The sequence below is a fragment of the Variovorax boronicumulans NBRC 103145 genome (genome assembly GCF_001591345.1).
Lineage (GTDB): Bacteria > Pseudomonadota > Gammaproteobacteria > Burkholderiales > Burkholderiaceae_C > Variovorax > Variovorax boronicumulans.
This window is the reverse complement of the sequence record NZ_BCUS01000127.1, coordinates 1-17,429: the sequence shown is the minus strand read 5'-3', so window position 1 is coordinate 17,429 and position 17,429 is coordinate 1. Positions and strand designations below refer to the sequence as shown.

At 63.8% G+C, this 17,429-nt stretch carries 18 protein-coding genes and 1 pseudogene; 14 read left to right on the top strand and 5 right to left on the bottom strand.

Features of this window, described 5'->3' with window-relative positions:
* Positions 1-401 precede the first annotated feature (401 nt).
* A pseudogene (locus VBO01S_RS33305) lies at positions 402-528 on the bottom strand (integrase); the annotation flags it as partial.
* A 361-nt stretch (positions 529-889) separates the two neighbouring features.
* On the opposite strand from VBO01S_RS33305, the gene VBO01S_RS26455 reads away from it, so the two are divergent.
* From VBO01S_RS26455 to VBO01S_RS26420, 8 genes are all read left to right on the top strand, one after another.
* Complete coding sequence (locus tag VBO01S_RS26455) at positions 890-2,602, top strand: IlvD/Edd family dehydratase (protein WP_062480987.1); 1,713 nt, start codon at positions 890-892, stop codon at positions 2,600-2,602.
* An 8-nt stretch (positions 2,603-2,610) separates the two neighbouring features.
* Positions 2,611-3,519 (top strand): dihydrodipicolinate synthase family protein, encoded by a 909-nt coding sequence (locus VBO01S_RS26450; RefSeq protein ID WP_062480985.1) that lies wholly within the window; start codon positions 2,611-2,613, stop codon positions 3,517-3,519.
* Positions 3,520-3,538: 19 nt separating this feature from the next.
* Positions 3,539-4,252: a FadR/GntR family transcriptional regulator gene (locus tag VBO01S_RS26445; protein ID WP_062480983.1), complete on the top strand. Its 714-nt coding sequence runs from the start codon at positions 3,539-3,541 to the stop codon at positions 4,250-4,252.
* A gap of 118 nt (positions 4,253-4,370) precedes the next feature.
* The gene (locus tag VBO01S_RS26440) at positions 4,371-5,666 is read left to right on the top strand and encodes an MFS transporter (RefSeq protein ID WP_062480981.1); all 1,296 of its coding nucleotides are present in this window, start codon (positions 4,371-4,373) and stop codon (positions 5,664-5,666) included.
* Positions 5,663-6,589 (top strand): 2-dehydro-3-deoxygalactonokinase, encoded by a 927-nt coding sequence (locus VBO01S_RS26435; protein WP_062480979.1) that lies wholly within the window; start codon positions 5,663-5,665, stop codon positions 6,587-6,589. Before VBO01S_RS26440 ends, VBO01S_RS26435 begins: the two co-directional genes overlap by 4 nt.
* The gene (locus VBO01S_RS26430; RefSeq protein ID WP_062480977.1) at positions 6,577-7,173 is read left to right on the top strand and encodes a 2-dehydro-3-deoxy-6-phosphogalactonate aldolase; all 597 of its coding nucleotides are present in this window, start codon (positions 6,577-6,579) and stop codon (positions 7,171-7,173) included. Before VBO01S_RS26435 ends, VBO01S_RS26430 begins: the two co-directional genes overlap by 13 nt.
* 126 nt (positions 7,174-7,299) lie before the next feature.
* Positions 7,300-8,319 (top strand): Bug family tripartite tricarboxylate transporter substrate binding protein, encoded by a 1,020-nt coding sequence (locus VBO01S_RS26425; protein WP_082818300.1) that lies wholly within the window; start codon positions 7,300-7,302, stop codon positions 8,317-8,319.
* Between the two features lie 204 nt (positions 8,320-8,523).
* Positions 8,524-8,754 (top strand): Rossmann-fold NAD(P)-binding domain-containing protein, encoded by a 231-nt coding sequence (locus VBO01S_RS26420; protein ID WP_157627464.1) that lies wholly within the window; start codon positions 8,524-8,526, stop codon positions 8,752-8,754.
* Between the two features lie 297 nt (positions 8,755-9,051).
* On the opposite strand, the gene VBO01S_RS26415 is transcribed toward VBO01S_RS26420, so the two are convergent.
* The 3 genes from VBO01S_RS26415 to VBO01S_RS26405 form a co-directional block, all read right to left on the bottom strand.
* A complete protein-coding gene (locus tag VBO01S_RS26415; protein WP_062480973.1) occupies positions 9,052-10,392 on the bottom strand; it encodes a metal-dependent hydrolase family protein in 1,341 nt (446 codons plus the stop codon).
* Between the two features lie 61 nt (positions 10,393-10,453).
* Positions 10,454-11,242: an alpha/beta fold hydrolase gene (locus tag VBO01S_RS26410; RefSeq protein ID WP_062480972.1), complete on the bottom strand. Its 789-nt coding sequence runs from the start codon at positions 11,240-11,242 to the stop codon at positions 10,454-10,456.
* 10 nt (positions 11,243-11,252) lie between these two features.
* A complete protein-coding gene (locus VBO01S_RS26405) occupies positions 11,253-12,122 on the bottom strand; it encodes a fumarylacetoacetate hydrolase family protein (protein WP_062480970.1) in 870 nt (289 codons plus the stop codon).
* Between the two features lie 182 nt (positions 12,123-12,304).
* Between VBO01S_RS26405 and VBO01S_RS26400 the strand changes: the two genes are divergently transcribed.
* Positions 12,305-13,174: a helix-turn-helix domain-containing protein gene (locus tag VBO01S_RS26400; RefSeq protein WP_062480968.1), complete on the top strand. Its 870-nt coding sequence runs from the start codon at positions 12,305-12,307 to the stop codon at positions 13,172-13,174.
* A 284-nt stretch (positions 13,175-13,458) separates the two neighbouring features.
* On the top strand, positions 13,459-13,773 hold the full coding sequence (locus VBO01S_RS26395; protein WP_062480966.1) for a hypothetical protein: 315 nt from the start codon (positions 13,459-13,461) through the stop codon (positions 13,771-13,773).
* A 487-nt stretch (positions 13,774-14,260) separates the two neighbouring features.
* Here the strand turns inward: VBO01S_RS26395 and VBO01S_RS32070 are convergent, their stop codons facing one another.
* Entirely contained in the window at positions 14,261-14,635 is a 375-nt protein-coding gene (locus VBO01S_RS32070; RefSeq protein ID WP_082818299.1) for a helix-turn-helix domain-containing protein, read from the bottom strand.
* A gap of 165 nt (positions 14,636-14,800) precedes the next feature.
* Between VBO01S_RS32070 and VBO01S_RS26390 the strand changes: the two genes are divergently transcribed.
* From VBO01S_RS26390 to VBO01S_RS32555, 4 genes are all read left to right on the top strand, one after another.
* Positions 14,801-15,214 carry a zinc ribbon domain-containing protein gene (locus VBO01S_RS26390; protein WP_062480964.1) on the top strand — a complete coding sequence of 138 codons (414 nt, stop codon included), beginning with the start codon at positions 14,801-14,803 and terminating at the stop codon, positions 15,212-15,214.
* Positions 15,215-15,251: 37 nt separating this feature from the next.
* Entirely contained in the window at positions 15,252-16,301 is a 1,050-nt protein-coding gene (locus tag VBO01S_RS26385; protein ID WP_157627463.1) for a toxin-antitoxin system YwqK family antitoxin, read from the top strand.
* 215 nt (positions 16,302-16,516) lie between these two features.
* Entirely contained in the window at positions 16,517-16,972 is a 456-nt protein-coding gene (locus tag VBO01S_RS33430) for a hypothetical protein (RefSeq protein WP_174543700.1), read from the top strand.
* 147 nt (positions 16,973-17,119) lie between these two features.
* A partial coding sequence (locus tag VBO01S_RS32555; protein ID WP_174543699.1) for a YqaJ viral recombinase family protein occupies positions 17,120-17,429 on the top strand: 310 nt, incomplete at its 3' end.

Here is a 17,429-nt window from a genome sequence, read left to right as displayed (position 1 = left end):
TGAATCACTCGCGTCGCATCGTCGAGGCGGAGTACACCATAGAGCGTGGTGCCAACGTCAGCTCAGTTCTATAGGGAGCTCAGGCCAGAACGATCTCGTCGACCTCGAGCGTGGCGCAACAATGAAAACGCTCTCGCATGCGTCCTGAGCGCTTGATGGCTTCGGCACGAAATGGGATGCAGCGCCGCGCAAAATGCAACCGTGCCATCGGGGGCGAGTCTGATGGTGGCAATCGCTGCGAAGCTGCCTTCTGCCGATAGCCGGTTCAGACTGGTTGCTGTCAGTCGGCGTGGCCTGCTGAATGTCTGCTGTGCGCCGCAGTTGAGCCACCTGGCAGCACATCAATCCGCCTCACCGTCGCAGCAAGGCGGACGAATCTGCACCGCTCAATCGGCGCTCGCTCAGATCTCCGTCTGCTCCGAGATCTCCAGGGCGTCCCACCTCGATGCCCAGGTATCTGACGGTTGACTCGAGCTTCGAGTGGCCGAGCAGCAACTGCACCGCACGGAGGTTTCTCGTCCGTCGGTAGCCCACACCCCGCTGGCGACGCCATGGGGAACGCCGATGACCGGCCGACCTGTGCGGCTACCACGCCTTGAATGCAGTGCCATCCAGCGCATTGCCTGCGGCCCCATCTGCAGCTCGCGCTCATCGTCCAGCTTGCTGGTGTAGCCGGTGCTGAACATGTGAAAGCCCGCCCGCCCATAGTGCGCAAAATGGTTGTGGTGAGTCCAGTGGGTGGTCGCCATCACATCTCGAGCCTTCCAGTGCTGTGACGCCGCCATATACGGGAATTCCCCAGACATGCTCACTCAATAACTCCGATAATATTACTTATCAACGACGACCAAGCGCTGCCGTTTCCCGGAATGTTTTGGAGCAAGAGCGAGTGAAGAAAAGACGATCGCAACACTGGTTCGGTGGCACAGGCAAGGACGCCTTCATCCATCGAAGCTGGATGAAGAACAACGGCCTGCCCGACGATGCCTTCGACGGGCGGCCGGTGATCGGCATCTGCAACACCTTCTCCGAGTTCACGCCCTGCAACGCGCATTTCCGCGGCCTGATCGAGCACATCAAGGCCGGCGTCCTGGAGGCGGGCGGGCTGCCGCTGGAGTTCCCGGTGTTCTCGTGCGGCGAATCGAACCTGCGCCCGACCGCGATGCTGTTCCGCAACCTGGCGTCGATGGATGTCGAGGAGGCGATCCGCGGCAACCCGATGGACGGCGTGGTGCTGATGGCCGGCTGCGACAAGACGACGCCTTCGCTGGTCATGGGCGCGGCCTCGTGCGACCTGCCCTCCATCGTCATCTCCGGCGGTCCGATGCTCAACGGCCGCTTCCAGGGCCGCACCATCGGATCGGGCACCGACGTGTGGAAGTTTTCCGAAGACGTGCGCGCCGGCGTCATGAGCGCGCAGGATTTCGCCGATGCCGAAAGCGCGATGTCGCGCTCGCCGGGAAGCTGCATGACGATGGGCACCGCCTCCACGATGGCGTCGATGGTCGAAGCCCTGGGCATCGCGCTGCCCGGCAATGCCGCCTATCCGGCCGTCGACGCGCACCGCAACCGCCTGGCCCGCATGACCGGCCGGCGCATCGTCGAGATGGTCAACGAAGACCTGTGGCTCTCGGCCATCCTCAAGAAAGAGGCGTTCATCAACGCCATCCGCGTCAACGGCGCCATCGGCGGGTCGACCAACGCGGTGGTGCACCTGCTGGCCATCGCGGGCCGCATCGGCACGCCGCTGACGCTGGACGACTGGGACCGCTTCGGCCGCGACGTGCCCACCATCGTGGACCTGATGCCTTCGGGCCGCTTTCTGATGGAGGACTTCTGCTACGCCGGCGGCATTCCTGCGGTCATGAAAGAGATGGCAGACCTGCTCGACCTCGACGCGCTGACGGTCACCGGCAAGCCGGTCCGCGAGAACATCGCCGACGCGCGCAACCACAACACCGAAGTGATCCGCCCGCGCGACAAGGCGCTGACGCCGCAAGGCGGCATGGCCGTGCTGCGCGGCAACCTGGCGCCCGACGGCGCCATCCTCAAGCCCTCCGCCGCTTCGCCGGAGCTCATGAAGCATCGCGGCCGTGCGGTGGTATTCGAGGACATCGACCACTACAAGGCCGTCATTGACGATCCCGCGCTGGACATCGACGCGCACTGCATCATGGTGCTGAAGAACTGCGGGCCCAAGGGCTACCCCGGCATGGCCGAGGTCGGCAACATGGCGCTCCCGCAGAAGCTGCTGCAACAGGGCGTGCGCGACATGATCCGGATTTCGGATGCCCGCATGTCCGGCACGGCGTACGGAACGGTGGTGCTGCACGTCGCCCCCGAAGCCGCGGTGGGCGGTCCTCTCGCGCTGGTGCGCAACGGCGACATGATCGAGCTCGACGTCGAGGCCCGGCGCCTGCACCTGGACGTGAGCGACGCCGAACTGGCCGAGCGCCGTGCCGCCTGGGTGGCCCCCGTGCCTGCCATGAAGGGCGGCTACCAGAGCCTGTATGTCGAGCGTGTCATCCAGGCCGACCGCGGCGCGGACCTCGACTTCCTGATCGGTTGCCGCGGCCACGCAATTCCTCGCGAAAGCCATTGAGGTTGCGCATGCCCACCTTCACACCCGACACCTTCCACGGCATCCACGCGATCGTCTATGCGCTGTTCGACGCCGAAGAACGACTCGACCGCGCCGCGATGCGCCGGCAGGTGCAGGCCTGCCTGGCCAGCGGCGTCCATGGCATGGCCGCGCTCGGCCTCGCGACCGAGGTTGCCAAGCTGACCGAGGCCGAGCGCCGCACGGTCATGGACTGGGTCGCCGAAGACACGGCCGGCCGCGTGCCGCTGGCCTTCACCATCTTCGGATCGTCGGTCGCCGAGCAGATCGCGCAGGTGCGACATGCCGAGCGCTCCGGCGCCGACTGGGTGATCCTGCAGCCGCCCGCCGCCGGCGCCTTCGGCGCGGCCGAGTACATCCGTTTCTTCGGCCGCGTCGCCGAAGCGACCACGTTGCCGGTAGCCATCCAGAATGCGCCCGCCTTTTTCGGCCGCGGCCTCACGGCGGACGAGATCCGCGAACTCGTCTTGCAGCATCCGAACATCCAGCTCATCAAGGGCGAAGGGCCGGTGGTCGACATTGCCGGGCTCATCGAACGCACCGAGGGACGCGTGCCCGTCTTCAATGGACGCGGCGGACTGGAGCTGGTCGACAACCTTCGCGCGGGTTGCCGCGGCATGATCCTGGCGCCCGACTGCATCGACCATGCGGTCGTGGCCTACGAGGCGTTTCGCCGTGGCGACGAAGAGGCCGCCGAGCGCGCGTACCAGGCCATGCTGCCGGCGGCCGTGTTCAGCATGCAGGGCATCGAGAATCTCCTGTGCTACGGCAAGCGCCTCTTCGGCGCACGCGCGGGCATCGACATCCACGACCGGGCGCCTGCCTTGCGCCCCGTCGCGGCCGGCGAAGCCATGGTCGCGCGTTTCGCCAAGGCACTGGGTCCACTCGGTGGCTTATAGGAAAGCTGGAAAACCTGCAATGAATCTCTCGAACGACACCGGCGCCCGGGACCTGGAGCGCGGCCTGCCGGCGCAGATCGCCGGACGGATCGGCCGCCGCATCCTCCAGGGCGAACTGAAGCCTGGCGACACCTTGCCCAAGGAGCTCGACCTGCTAGCGGAACTGCAGGTCAGCCGCACCACACTGCGCGAAGCCTTCGCGCTGCTCTCGAGCAATGGTTTCGTCGAGGCCAAGCAGCGCATCGGGACGCGCGTGCGCACGCCCGACCACTGGAACACGCTCGACCCGATGGTGATTGCCTGGCACGGTGAAACCGAAGCGCCGGGCACGCTGATGCAGGAGCTGTTCGAGATCCGCCTGTCCATCGAGCCGATGGCCGCCAAGCTCGCCGCGCAGCGCGCCACGCCCGAAGACATCCAGCGCATCCGCACCGCGCTGCAGGCGATGGGCGAAGGCCACGACAACCCTCAGCGGGCCATGGAAGCGGACGTGGACTTTCACCTGCAGGTGATCGCGGCAGCGCACAACCGCTTCCTGATGCCGGTCGCCTCGGTGATCAGGGCCGCACTGATGGTGAGCGTTCCGAAGACATTTGAAAAGTTCGGCGGCATGGACCACTCCATGGCCATGCACGCCGACATCGCGCGGGCGATCGAGCAACGCAAGCCCGACGCCGCGGCGCGCGCAGCCACCAAGCTGCTCGAAGACACCTACCAGAGAAATTTCGTCTAGCGCTTCTCGCTGATCCGGCAAAGGCCGGGTTCGCAGGGCACAGGCCTTCAGGCCTGGGCGGAGCCGTGCGCGCTGAAACAAGAAACATGCAAAAAGACACGCAAAAAAGGAGAGACAGATGATCGTGGAAAAACAATTGATCCGAAAAATCTCGTGGCGGCTGATCCCGTTCCTGGGATTGCTCTACCTCATCGCCTACATCGACCGGCAGAACGTCAGTTTCGCCAAGCTGCAGATGGTCGATGCGCTCGGCATGAGCGAGTCCGCCTACGGGCTGGGAGCGTCGCTGTTCTTCATCGGCTACTTTCTCTTCGAGGTGCCGAGCAACCTGATCCTTGCGAAGGTGGGCGCGAGCAAGTGGTTCGCCCGCATCCTCGTCTCGTGGGGCATCGTGACCGTGGCACTCGCCTTCACGCAGAACGCCACGATGTTCTACATCCTGCGTTTTCTTCTGGGCGCCTGCGAGGCCGGCTTCTTCCCGGGCGTGCTCTACCTGCTGACGCTCTGGTATCCGTCGGCCCATCGCGCAACGATGGTCGGGCTGTTCATGATCTTCAGCGCGCTGGCTAACGCGATCGGCGGACCGCTGGGCGGGATGCTGCTCGATCTCGACGGGCTGCATGGCCTGGCAGGCTGGGAATGGGTGTTCATCGTGACCGGCATTCCCGCGGTCGTGATGGGCGTCGTCACTTTCTTCTACCTGCCCGACAGCCCGGAGCGTGCCTCGTTCCTCACTGCAGACGAGAAGGCCTGGCTCGGCGCAAAGCTCGCGAGCGAGCAGGTGGACATGGACGAATCCGCGAGCCACGCGCTGCGGGCGTTGATCGACCCGCGCGTGCTGCTCATGGCGCTGTGCTTCATCGCGTTTCCCCTGTCGGCCTACGGCCTGAGCTACTGGTTACCGACCGTGGTGAAGAGCTTCGGTGTCGGCAACACCGCAAACGGACTCCTCAACATCATTCCCTGGGTGCTGGTGGCGATCGGCCTGTACACCGTTCCCCGGGCGGCGGCAAAAGCGAAGTCGAAGACGCCCTACATCGTCGGCCCCGCGCTCTTCGGCGTGGCCTGCCTGCTGCTGTCGGCATTGCTGCACAACCACGCGCTGCAGTTCATGTTCCTGTGCCTGGCGGCAGCCGGCATCTTCGCGGGACAGCCCGTCTTCTGGAGCCTGCCCTCGCGCTTTCTCAAGGGCGCCGGCGCGGCGGCCGGGCTGGCAGCCATCAACTCCATCGGCAACCTCGGCGGCTTCATTGCACAGAACGCAGTGCCCTGGATCAAGGACGCCACCGGCAACACGATCGCGCCGATGTTCTTCCTGGCTGCTTGCCTTGCGCTGGGCGCCATGCTGGTTCTGGTCATGGCAAAAACGCTTTCCGGCACCGAAGGCCTGCGTGGCGCTGAGGCGCTGAAATGAGCGAGGCCTCGCTGATCGCCATCGATTGGGGCACCTCAAACCTGCGTGCCAGCCTGCTCGACGCCGCGGGCCGCCCGATAGAGACGCGCAACTCGGCAGCCGGCATCATGGCCGTGCCTGAGCGGCGCTTCCGTCAGGTACTGCTTTCCCTGTGCGGGGACTGGATCGACGGCCGGCGAGTGCCGCTCATCGCCAGCGGCATGATCGGCAGCCGCCAGGGCTGGGTAGAGGCCCCCTACATCGACTCCCCTGCGGACCTGGCCGCCGCAGCCACCCAACTCACGCGGGTGGAGGTCGCACCGGGGGCTGTGCTGCACATCGTGCCCGGCATCTCCGGCCTCGGCGACGACGGCGTGCACGACGTCATGCGCGGCGAGGAAACCCAACTCTGGGGAGCGGGCCTTGCGTCCGGCAGTTGCTGTGTGCTGCCCGGCACGCACAGCAAGTGGGTTTGGCTTGGCCCTGCGGGGTCGATCGAGCGCTTCCAAACCTTCATGACCGGAGAGCTCTACAGCGTGCTCACGCGCCACAGCATCCTAGGGCGGCTGATGCACTTCGGAGCAGCACGGCCGGCGGTGTTCGATGACGGCGTGAGGCTGGGCCTGGCGCAGCACGCCAACGCCGCGCACGTGATCTTCGCGGCGCGCACCGCAGGGCTGAAGGGCAAGGTCGATGCCGAGGGGCTGCCCGACTACCTGTCGGGCATCCTGATCGGCATCGAGATCGGCAGCGTGCTGGCACGCCATCCGCTGCGCGATGTGGCGCTGCTGGGCGACGACGCGCTGTGCGAGCGCTACAGGGCCGCGCTACGCATCGCGGACGTCGGCACGACGCACGCCTCCCCGGACGCCACCACGCGCGGGCAATGGCAGGTTGCGGTGCAGGCCGGACTGGTCGAGGAGAAGCGCGCATGCAAGGTTTGATCGCGATCCTACGGGGCGTGACGCCCGCCGATGTCGTAGGCGTGGGCCGCGCGCTCGTCGATGCGGGCATCGGCATCATCGAAGTTCCACTCAATTCGCCGGATCCCTTCGATAGCATTGCAGCGCTGGCGCGCGCCTTCGGCGATCGGGCGCTGATCGGCGCCGGCACCGTTCTCGACGCCGGCCAGGTCGAGCGCGTGGCCGATGCGGGTGCTCGGCTCGTGCTCTCACCTCACATGGATGCCGCGGTGGTGCGCCGCACCAAGGCGCTCGGGCTCGCCTCCATGCCCGGCGTCGCGACGCCCACCGAAGGCTTTGCCGGACTGACGGCGGGTGCCGACGCCCTCAAGTTGTTTCCTTCGGAAGTGCTTGGTACGGCGACGCTCAAGGCCTGGCGCCCCGTGTTTCCCGCCGGCACGCCGATGTTCAGCGTCGGCGGAGTCGGGCTCGACAACCTGGCCGCCTTCAGGGCCGCCGGCGCCGCGGGTGCGGGCATCGGCTCGTCGCTCTACGCGCCCGGCGTGCCATGCGACGAAATCGGGCGCCGCGCACGTGCGTTGGTCGAACGGTGGAACACCGAATGAACGGCAGCGCATGTCGCAGCAAGTCTTTCCATCCAGCGTGCCGGCGCTGGCCACTCGCGTACCGACGGTATTCATCGCATCCGGCAAACCCTTGAACCGAAACCCAAACACAAGCTCGAGACAAACATGACATCCAAACTCTTCCCCAACGAAGCGCTCGCCTTTGATGAACAGCCAGGGCGCGGCACCTGGAGCCGGCGCCGCCTGATCCAGTCCCTGGGTATCGCAGCGCTGCCCCTGTCGTGGCCTTCCTTCGCGGACGAGTTCCCGAACAAGCCGATCGAACTCATCGTTCCAGCATCGGCTGGCGGAGGCACCGACGCATTGGCACGCGTCTTTGCCGAAGTGGCAAAGAAGTACCTGCCGCAGCCCTTTGTGGTGAACAACAAGCCTGGTGCAAGCGGCGTGATCGGCATGAACGACGTGCTCAATGGCCGCTCGGATGGCTACAAGGTCTGCATGGTGATCGCCGAAGTCACCACCTTGCCGAACTTGGGCCTCGCGAAGTTCGACTACACGAACTTTCAGCCCGTTGCCCGACTCAACGCCGATCCCGCCGCGATCACCGTGCGCGCCGATGCGCCTTGGAACACCCTGGAGGAGTTTCTCGACGCAGCAAAGGCCAAACCCGGAGAAATGAAGGTCGGCAACGCCGGCAGCGGTTCCGTCTATCACCTCTCGGCCATCGGCCTTGAGGAAAAGATCGGCGCCAAGTTCAACCATGTACCGTATTCGGGGGCGGCACCCGCCGTCGTGGCATTGTTGGGTGGACACATCGACGCGCTGGACGTGAGTCCGGCCGAAGTCGGCCCCCATGTGCTGGGCGGCAAGCTCAAGATGCTCGGCATCATGGCCGACCAGCGTATCCCGGCTTTCGGCAACGTGCCCACGTTCAAGGAGCGCAAGATCGACCTCGCATTGGGCACCTGGCGTGGTATGGCTGTGCCCAAGGCCACGCCGAAACCTGTCGTGGACGTCCTTCGCGCCGTTGCGCGCAAGACGGCGGAAGACTCGGCGTTGCGACAGGGGCTGGACAAGCTCAATCTTGGCTTTGCCTACCTCGACGCCCCCGAATTCGAGAAAGCAATGCAGCGCGACCACGAATACTTCAAGCAACTAATTCAGAAGACGGGCATCAAGATCTAGCCTTGGTCTCCACGACGATGCTGCGGCGGGAAACTTGAATGCGATGAATTGGATGACGTTCGATCGCATGGCCGCCAGCGGCTGCCGCCTTTCCCGCCATGCGCAGTTGAATGCCGTCGAGCCTCCAGCGCGCGGCATGATCACGCGCGCTTGATGTCTGCAAGGCATCGGCGCGGCAACCGTTTTCCACACTTGTCCGATCTCATGAAGAAACCTCACGTTCTCTTGATGGCCGCAGTGCCGCCCATGCTCATCGAGCGCCTGGAACAGAACTACCATCTGCACAAGTTTTTTCCAGGCCAGAGTCTGGAATCCATGGAGGGCATTGCCCCTGACGTTCAGGCCATCGTTGCCAGCGGCGAATCACGTGTTACGGCGGATTTTCTTGCGCAGTTTCCGGCAACCGGAATCCTCGCCGTGTTTGGCGCTAGCTAGTCCGGGCCTGCATCGCCAGCGCGCTGGGTCTGGCCTGGGGCCCCTCTAGGCTCTCATTTGCGCCTCGATAGAAGGTCACTGAGGCCTCAAAGTCGATCTCAGACGCGTCTCGGCGCTGCACGATGGCGCTGGCCTCAGTACGCCGTTATTCGCATCGAGGTGTTGCACGTTTCTACACAGCCTCGGCCCGTTGCGGGCACTCGCATTGCGCTGAAGCAGCCGTTCGCGCCTTGACTTTTGACGGCCCTGAAGCGACGGCTCCGCGTTTGGCAAAGCCGTCGTTGGTAAGGACTGCTTTCAGTGCATCTCCGCCAATGCCTCCTTGACCCCCTGTTCCTGCAGCGGCGTATTGCCGCCTTCCAGGTGCAGCGCGGCATCCGAAGGTACGGGCGTCGCACAATCCTTGTGAATCACGCCGTCCTTCATCACGAGCTGCACCTTGGCCGGGTCGGTGAGCAACGAAAGATCTTGCAGCGGATCACCGTCGACCAGCACGATGTCAGCCAGGAAGCCCGCCTTCAACTGCCCCAGCTCGTCGGGCCGGAGCATGATTTGGCCGCCCAGCCGTGTGGCCGCCATCAGCGCTTCCTTCGGCGTCATGCCGATGTAGTCGACGAAATATTGCAGGTCGTTGGCGTTGGTGCCGTGCGGCATCCAGGCAAAGCCGTAGTCACCGCCAGGCAGGATGCGAATACCGCGCTTGTGCATTTCGCGCAGTGAAGCCGATGCCACCTCCAGCTCGCGCTTGTAGCCCATCTGCGTCGCCACGGCTTCGGTGATCCCGTATTCGGCCGCGTTGTAGGTCGTGCGAATGAGCCAGCCGATGCCGGGCGCGACGAAGTGCCGGTCCTTCGCCTCTTCGAGCATGTCGAGTGCTTCGGCATCTGCGAAGCTGGCGTGATAGACCATCTCGATGCCGTGGCGCACGCACTGCTTGACCGACTCGCTCGAACGCGCGTGCGCAGCCATGCGTTTGCCGTAGCGCCTGGCCTCTTGCGCGAGCATGGCCACCTCGTCTTCCGCGAAAGGTGACATCTCGGCGGGCAGGCCGGCGATGTACTCGCCGGACAGGTTGATTTTCAGGTGATCGACACCGTACTTGATGAAGGTGCGCGCTGACTTGCGGATCTCTTCGGGGCCGCTGCACACGCTGCCGAAGCTGAGTTCTTCGAACTTCATGTGCGGCAGCGTGTTGTCGCCCAACGCGCCGATGGTGGTGATCTCCTGGCTGCCAGCCAGGTAGCGCGGGCCTGGGAACTCGCCCGCTTCAATGGCGTTGCGCAGCACCACGTCCAGGCGCGGCTTGGCCGCGGCTGCGCCAATGGCCGAGGTCCAGCCCATGTCCAGGTAGCGCTTGGCGACGCGCACGCACCAGAGCATGTGTTCTTCGGGCGGCATGAACTGGATGGCCGCGAGCGAGGGCTGGTCATTCCACGAAAAGTGCGTGTGGGCCTCGGTCATGCCGGGCATGAGGAAGCGACCCTTTCCGTCGATCACGCGCGCGTCATCGGTGCTCACGCGCTTCGGAAAGCGAGCGACTTCTACGATGCGCTTTCCTTCGACGAGAAGGTCACCGGTATAAGGGTCTTCGCCCGAGCCGTCGAAGATGCGGACATTGGTGAATGCCATACGGGTCATCGTTGTCTCCTCCGGCATGCGGTGCCGGTAATGGGTTGTCGAAATGGAATCTGGCGCCGTCTCAGCGGAGTGCCGCGTAGAAGGCTTCGAGTTCTTGTGTGCAGCGCTGCGGCTGCTCGAAAGTCGTCCAGTGACCGCACCCGTCGAGAATGACGAGGCGGCTGCCGGCGATGCGTTCCTGCATGGCGCGGACGTTGGCCGCCGGGGCCACTCCGTCCTGGTCGCCGGTGACCAAGAGCGTCGGCACATCAAGGCGTTCGAGCGCGGCCGACTGCGCATCGGCGAGCGCCGCACAGCTCTGCGCGTAGCCCTCGGGCGACTGGCGCATCACGCTCTCACGCACCAGCGCGAGCACCGCCGGTTGCTGCTCCTTCGTTCGCGTGCTCGTCGCGCCCTTCACGATGGCGTCGGCGATCTCCTGCATGGCCGACACACCGCCCCGCGCCGCGTTGGCTCGGGCCGCGATGTTGGGGCGCGCGGCATCGGGAGGCGCAGCCAGCGGGCCGAAGAGTGCCAGCGATTTCACCGTACCGGGACCGCGCAGTGCCAGGTGTTGAGCGACGATCGTGCCCATCGAGTGCGCTATCACATGCACCGACTCGATGTCGAGCGCCGAAAGCAGCTGCGACATTGCATCCACGTAGCCCTCGATTGACAACGCCTTTCCGTCAGCCGGCAGTGGCGATCTCGCGCTGCCTGGCAGGTCGGGCCTGATACGGCGAAAACCGCCAAGCGCCGGCAACAGTGGGGTCCAGTTGTTCGATGAGCCGCCGAGTCCGTGGATGCACAGCAGCGCCTCACCTTCACCGTCGATCTCGACAGTCAGGCCGTTCAGAACATGAGTCGTCATGCGCAGCCTTTCAGACGAACTTGTTTTCGATGGCGCCGAGCCGGTCGATCTCGACGCGCACCACGTCACCTGCACGCAGGTAGCGCGGCGGGCTCATGCCCATGCCCACGCCCGCCGGTGTGCCGGTCGCGATCACGTCGCCGGGGTAGAGCGTGATGCCGCGCGAGATGGTCTCGATCAGCATCGGGATGTCGAAGATCATGTTCTCGGTCGGCCCGTCCTGGCGCAGCTCGCCGTTGACCCAGCAGCGCACCCGCGTCTTCGTGCCGTCGAACTCGTCGCCCGTGACGATCCATGGGCCCATAGGACAGAAGGTGTCGAAGGACTTTCCCATGTCCCACTGCCCGTGGCGCATCTGCACATCGCGCGCAGTTACGTCGTTGACGACCGTGTAGCCGAAAACGTGCGACATCGCAGCTGCGCGCGTGATGTTCTTGCCGCCCTTGCCGATGACCACGGCCAGTTCGGCTTCGTAGTCGATCTGCGTCGACACCTCGGAAGGCACGAGCACGTCGTCGTGCGGGCCGACAACGCACTCGGGCACCTTGGTGAAGACGATGGGCCATTCGTCGGTCTTGGCCGCGTTGTCCTTAAACACCGAAGCAGACAGTTCTTTGGCGTGCGCATGGTAGTTGCGCCCCACGCACCAGAGGTTGCGTCGCGGCTTGGGCAGCGGCGCATCGAGCACCACGTCGCCCAGGTTGACTGCGGGACCGGCGGCCTCCGGAAGCGGGCCGCCCTCGGCCAGGGTTTCGATCAGCGTCAGCACGCCGAAGTCCGCTTGGGCCTGTGTGAACTGCAGTGGGGTGACGGTCTTGCCGTCGGCGGAAACGAGGCCGACCTTGCGGTGTCCCTCGCTCGTGAAAGTGGCGATTCGCATGAGGTTTGCTCCTGTGTTTTAGCGATGCGCCAACTTTAGAAATTGCGGACCAGAAGCGCTTATCGACCGATCCGGCGGCGTATCGAATCGTCTGGTGTGCTTCTAAGGACTTACCCGGGGCGCTGTGTTGGCCCGATGCGTGGGAGGGAACAATCGCCGCAAACGACCTCGATGAGAGACAGATGCAGGAAGCCTATGCACTCCATGAAGGCGCGTTCGGCACGGCGATCGTCCTGGAGGCGAGCGCCAACCTGGTGTCGCATGCGCATTCGGAAACACAGCTCGCCCTATGGCTGGGCGGTGCGCGCGCCTGTGCCCATGTGAGCTCCGAGGTCGTGCCTTACGGCGAAAGCGTGGCTTTGGGTGTGAACGCTTTCGAGGCGCACGACATGGTGCGGCTGGAAGACAGCGGATCAAGCCTCTTCATTGTCTTCATGATCAAAAAGGACTGGCTCGACGACCTCAGCCAGGCAAAGGATCGGAGCTTCCGGTTCCCATCTCCGCGAGTTCCCATCAGCGACGCGTTGCGGCGTTCATGCTGGCGGGTGCTGGACCTGATGATCTCCGCCGGTGCAGGGCGCGAGCAGGTGGACAAGGAGGTGGAGCGCTTGCTGGAGGCCGCCATCGCGGCATCCACGACGGGCGCGGATGCCGCTCCGGTGCCCGGGGGCATCGGCGTGACGCTGGACCATCGCCTGCGCGCCGCCATCGCTCACATGCGCACGCATGTCTCCGAGAAAACGAGCATCGACGAGATCGCCGCAAAAGTCGGGCTGTCGCGCGCGCATTTCTTCGCGCTGTTCCGCGATCAGTTGCACACGACGCCGCAGGTGTTCTGGAGCGGCGTGCGCGTCGAGGAAGCCATGCGCCGCGTCAGCGAAGGCGGCGAGTTGACCGATGTCGCGCTCGACCTCGGCTTCTCGGCACCGGGCAATTTCTCGCGCTTCTTCAAGGAACACACCGGCGTCTCGCCGTCGATCTTCAAGCGGGCTACGCGCGCTCCGTCTCCTGTTACCGTCACAGGCATCCCGCGCGAGGGACAGTCTTCCTAGGCGTACTTTCAGGCTTCAGGATCTAAAGCGGCGAACAGTGAGGCGGTCCGTTTTGGATCGCAAATCAAACGATGCCAGCGAATGACCGGTTGTGGCCGATAGTACCCATTCAGTAGCGGACTGCGAGCGACGGCAATCGCTGCAAAGCAGACGTTGCCGATGTCCGCGCTGACCGACAGTTCGGGTTGAAAGCTCTGCGCCTCTCTATCCGACGCAACTTCGTCGAAACGCCGCGGACCATTAGAGTTCGGTCACAACACCATGGCCACAACGAGGAGCGGAAAATGGAAAGAGAAGACATACTGGTTTTGCTAGACGCCAGTTTGCAACCAATCTTCGAGGAGCAATTCGAGCAATCGGCCCGAATCACCTCCCTGCGCTTCTTGCTTGAAGATCTGTTCGCGGACCAGTACTCGGCCAGGCTGCCAGATTTCAGCGCACGCATGGATCGGCTCCTGGAGCTGACACGTATCGCGTCGGTGAAAGGCGGCCCCGCGAATGCAGAGCACTTGAGCGAGATGAAGGTGCGCGTTGCGACACATCTCGAACGCTTCCGAAGCGAGACTGAGCGGAAAATTGTGGCGCGATCTTCAGGATAGACTTGCTCGAAAGGGCGCCTAATCGTCGAAGGTGGGCTTGTCGCAAGCTAGAAGAATCGCGTCCAAAACTGCGTCTCTAGCGGCTTCATCGGCATTGTCTCGGCAGGCAGCGCACACATGGACTTCGGTCCCCTCTGCCGAGACGATTTGGACAACTCCCTCCCACGCGCCACCCGATTTTCGTTGCCGGGATGTCGGAAAATACAAGGCGTTGCCGCCACGGACGACGTCGAACATACGACCAGCGTAGTCCAAAATTCCTGCCGATTCCATAGGGCGAGACGGCTCCTTTTCGACATCACTTGCCCCGCCTGCCAGCCCTAGTGCCATTGGTGAGAAGGCTAGCGCGGCCATCGGCAATGTCGCCGATGCGGTCGTGGCATCGCTGGTGTAGCGCTGGTAGAGGCTCGAGGTTGAAAATTCAGCCAAAACTTCTGGATTCCAGAAATTTTCAGGCCTATATGACTGAGATGAGCACGTAGGGAGCTCAACCTCCGCGAGAGAGTTTGCGTGCGGGTGTTGCAGGCTTGTTCAGGACTGCTTGATTCTTTCTCCGCAGCACACCGCCTTCCGACGTGGGAGCGTTCGTGGCAACGATTCCTTCGAAGAGCACAGGCAATGTCGTCCCCAAGCTGTAGCACAGCGTCGCCAGGGTCATCAGAGAGGGGTTGATGTAGCCCCCTTCGAGCTTAGAGATTCGGGACCGTTCGACCTCTGCGTCGAAGGCCAGTGCTACTTGGGTCTTGCCTGCGGCAAGTCGGAGCTTTTTCAGGTTTTTTCCGAGCGCCAGAGTTACCGCATTGGGCAATGTCCCGATCGTCGGTTCTGGCGGAGGCGTTGCTTTTCGACTGGCATTTCTCATTGCCACCGAGCGTCAAGAAATGTGCACCTCAGGGAAACGTCTTAAAGGGCACATGTGAGAAAATGTGTTCTATAAGACATATTTCGATATCGAGAGTGCGGCCCATTGCAAGTCGGCAAGCAGGCGCCGCCAAACGGAACCCGATTCAACACAAGGAGATGTCAGATGACCAACTTCGTCCACTGCCGCGGCTGCGGCCACCAGATCCACGAAACCGCCCCGACGTGTCCCAAATGCGGCGCGCCTCAAGCTGTCGCACCGCAGCTTGCGTCCACTACTCATGTGCCGCTAGCTGGGTCGCTCAGCCCCTACGGCTCGATCCCCTGGTTCCGCCAGCGCTGGGCCTTGGTCTGCATGTTCCTGGTCTTCGCTCCAGCAGCCGTGGTCATCGCCTGGAGCGGCGAGATCTACTACTTGGCGGGCACAGCCATCAAGACCTTCCCGAAGAGCGCCAAGATCATCATGACGGTGATTACCGCACTGCTGCTGATCGCCCTTGCGGGCGATGACGAGGCCTTCCAAGGCTTCGCCGGCATGACTCTCATCGGCGGCGCCATCGGCTTGTCAATCCGCAAGTGAGCCGAGCAGTCAACCACGTCCTTCCTCTCCACACCCCATGAAAACCATCATCAAGGCGCTTCTCGCGCCGTGCATGTCCGTGGCCGCCGCGCTCCTGCTGGCCGGCTGCGGGCCCTCGACCCTGGACTTCCGCAACGCCGAGGTCGTCAACGGCAAGATCTTCCGGGCTGGCGCCGACAAGCCGTACTCCGGGCACCTCACGAACGTGCCCGCACGCACAGCGATCATGGGCCGCAAGGACTATGCGGCGTACCAACAGATCCTTTCCAACGTCTACACGTCGCTGGGCATCCAGGCGGAGATCTACACCGGTGCTGCTTTCTGCGAAGTTGACGCCAAGCAAGGTCTTCTGGATGGAGGGGCTGTCTGCCGAGCCACTGCAGACCAACTGCTGTCCGACGAAATGAGTTTTGACAAAGGGGCGCTGGATGGGCGTATCAGGACTTACTTTCCTCGCAACGGCGGCAAGCTCGCCGCAGAAGCGGAGTTCGACAATGGCGTCTTGGATGGCGACATGACGATGTACGGGCCTCAGTCGGCGCGCAAGATCCTGCAAATGAGCTTCAAGCAGGGGAAGGTGCACGGCAAACAGGAAATCGTCGACGACGAGACCGGCAAGCCTGTCTCTCGGGCTACGTACTCCAAGGGCCTTGTGAACGGCGAGCTCGTACGCTATTCACGCGGCACCGACCGGCTGGCGTATCGCGTCAGGATGGTCGACGGGGTCAAGGACGGCATCGAGGAAAACTATGACGCTTTCTCCGGCAAGCTCAGCGATCGCAGGGGATGGAGGATGGGCAAGCCACACGGTGAAGTCGTTGTCGCTACGTTGGACAACGACAGGAACCCGACAGACGAGCTCAAGGTCGTTCAGCGGTACGACAACGGCGTGTTGCTGCCGTCGGAGCCAGCCGCAACGACAGCAACAGAGGCTGCGACGGTTGCCCCAGTGACACCAGCCAAACTCCAGGGCTGCATTGACGCCCGCATCGTCGCCTTCCGGATCCAGCATGGAGACGAAGAAGTGATCACCGCTGACCAGCTTTCCGAATGGGAGAACGAATGCCGTGAAGGCAAGCGCTCCTGACGCCACAACAGGAGCTCTCTCGCTCCAAGAGAGCTATCTCTCCGCTCACCACAAGCCGCCCTCGGGCGGCTTTTTCGTTTCCGTCTTCCGGAGAGCCCGGCGCGGTCACAACCCGCGTCGGGCTCTATGCCGCTGGATCGCCGCAGCTCCCTTGATTCGCCCCTTGCTTCCTTTCTATCCCAACCCCTCAACCTCAACAAAAGGACCCATTCACCTTGTCTTATCTTCAATGTCCCAACTGCGGCTCCGACCGCATCGAAACTCGCGACATCGCCCAGCGAACCGGCGGCACCCTCGGTGGCCTGGCCGGTGCCGCCGGCGGCGTCGCCGGTGCGCTTCGCGGCGCGCGTGCCGGTTTCGCCATCGGCATGGCTGCTGGTCCAGCCGGCGGAACGCTCGGCACCGTGATCGGTGTCGTGCTTGGAGGTCTGGGCGGCGGTGCCCTCGGCACCGAGGTCGGCGCCATCTTCGGTCGCGTCGTCGATGACCGGGTCCTGAACAACTGCAGGTGCGCCACCTGCGGTCACACATTCAGTGGTCGACGGGGCGCGTCCGATGGACCGTGGTCGCCGCCGGATTCATCACCTGTGTCGTCGTCGTTCCGACCGACCGATCCGTCCCCAACGAGCGCCCCGTACTACGACGACCCCGAGGACCCGGACCTGGACTGATGTGGTTTCGCCGGTCTGCGACCTCCCAGACTTCTGCATCCGAACTTTCCACATCCGGCCCCTCCGCCAAAGCCCCGCCTCTCCATTGAGAGGGTGGGGCTTTTTGCTGGATGGGGATCGATTCCAACCCTTTCATGGAGAGAACTCATGAAGTATCCAAATACCGAGACCACGCAACGCACTCTGGCAGCGCGCGTCCGGCGGCGCGGCCCTGCATTGCAACTGGTTCAGCGCGCCCATCCGCAGACGCCGACGCCCGAGCGATGGCCGAACATGCGCGAAGCCGGCCTCGGACACCTCGACGCCGCTGCAGCCGTCGGTCGTGATCCCTTCAAGACGCCAGTCCGGCTCTGGATGGAGAAGACAGAGCGGCATGACCTGCTGCAGCCTGCCCAGAAGCACCGCTCGCAGCTCGATGACAGTGCTTCCTACTGGAATCGACTGCTCGATCCCATCA

Coding starts and splice junctions, on each gene's coding strand:
- VBO01S_RS26390 (WP_062480964.1), top strand. CDS start 14,801: ATGACCAACTTCGTCCACTGCCGCGGCTGCGGCCACCAGATCCACGAA.
- VBO01S_RS26385 (WP_157627463.1), top strand. CDS start 15,252: ATGAAAACCATCATCAAGGCGCTTCTCGCGCCGTGCATGTCCGTGGCC.
- VBO01S_RS26425 (WP_082818300.1), top strand. CDS start 7,300: ATGACATCCAAACTCTTCCCCAACGAAGCGCTCGCCTTTGATGAACAG.
- VBO01S_RS32070 (WP_082818299.1), bottom strand. CDS start 14,635: ATGAGAAATGCCAGTCGAAAAGCAACGCCTCCGCCAGAACCGACGATC.
- VBO01S_RS26405 (WP_062480970.1), bottom strand. CDS start 12,122: ATGCGAATCGCCACTTTCACGAGCGAGGGACACCGCAAGGTCGGCCTC.
- VBO01S_RS26395 (WP_062480966.1), top strand. CDS start 13,459: ATGGAAAGAGAAGACATACTGGTTTTGCTAGACGCCAGTTTGCAACCA.
- VBO01S_RS26400 (WP_062480968.1), top strand. CDS start 12,305: ATGCAGGAAGCCTATGCACTCCATGAAGGCGCGTTCGGCACGGCGATC.
- VBO01S_RS26435 (WP_062480979.1), top strand. CDS start 5,663: ATGAGCGAGGCCTCGCTGATCGCCATCGATTGGGGCACCTCAAACCTG.
- VBO01S_RS26440 (WP_062480981.1), top strand. CDS start 4,371: ATGATCGTGGAAAAACAATTGATCCGAAAAATCTCGTGGCGGCTGATC.
- VBO01S_RS26410 (WP_062480972.1), bottom strand. CDS start 11,242: ATGACGACTCATGTTCTGAACGGCCTGACTGTCGAGATCGACGGTGAA.
- VBO01S_RS26415 (WP_062480973.1), bottom strand. CDS start 10,392: ATGACCCGTATGGCATTCACCAATGTCCGCATCTTCGACGGCTCGGGC.
- VBO01S_RS26445 (WP_062480983.1), top strand. CDS start 3,539: ATGAATCTCTCGAACGACACCGGCGCCCGGGACCTGGAGCGCGGCCTG.
- VBO01S_RS26430 (WP_062480977.1), top strand. CDS start 6,577: ATGCAAGGTTTGATCGCGATCCTACGGGGCGTGACGCCCGCCGATGTC.
- VBO01S_RS26420 (WP_157627464.1), top strand. CDS start 8,524: ATGAAGAAACCTCACGTTCTCTTGATGGCCGCAGTGCCGCCCATGCTC.
- VBO01S_RS26450 (WP_062480985.1), top strand. CDS start 2,611: ATGCCCACCTTCACACCCGACACCTTCCACGGCATCCACGCGATCGTC.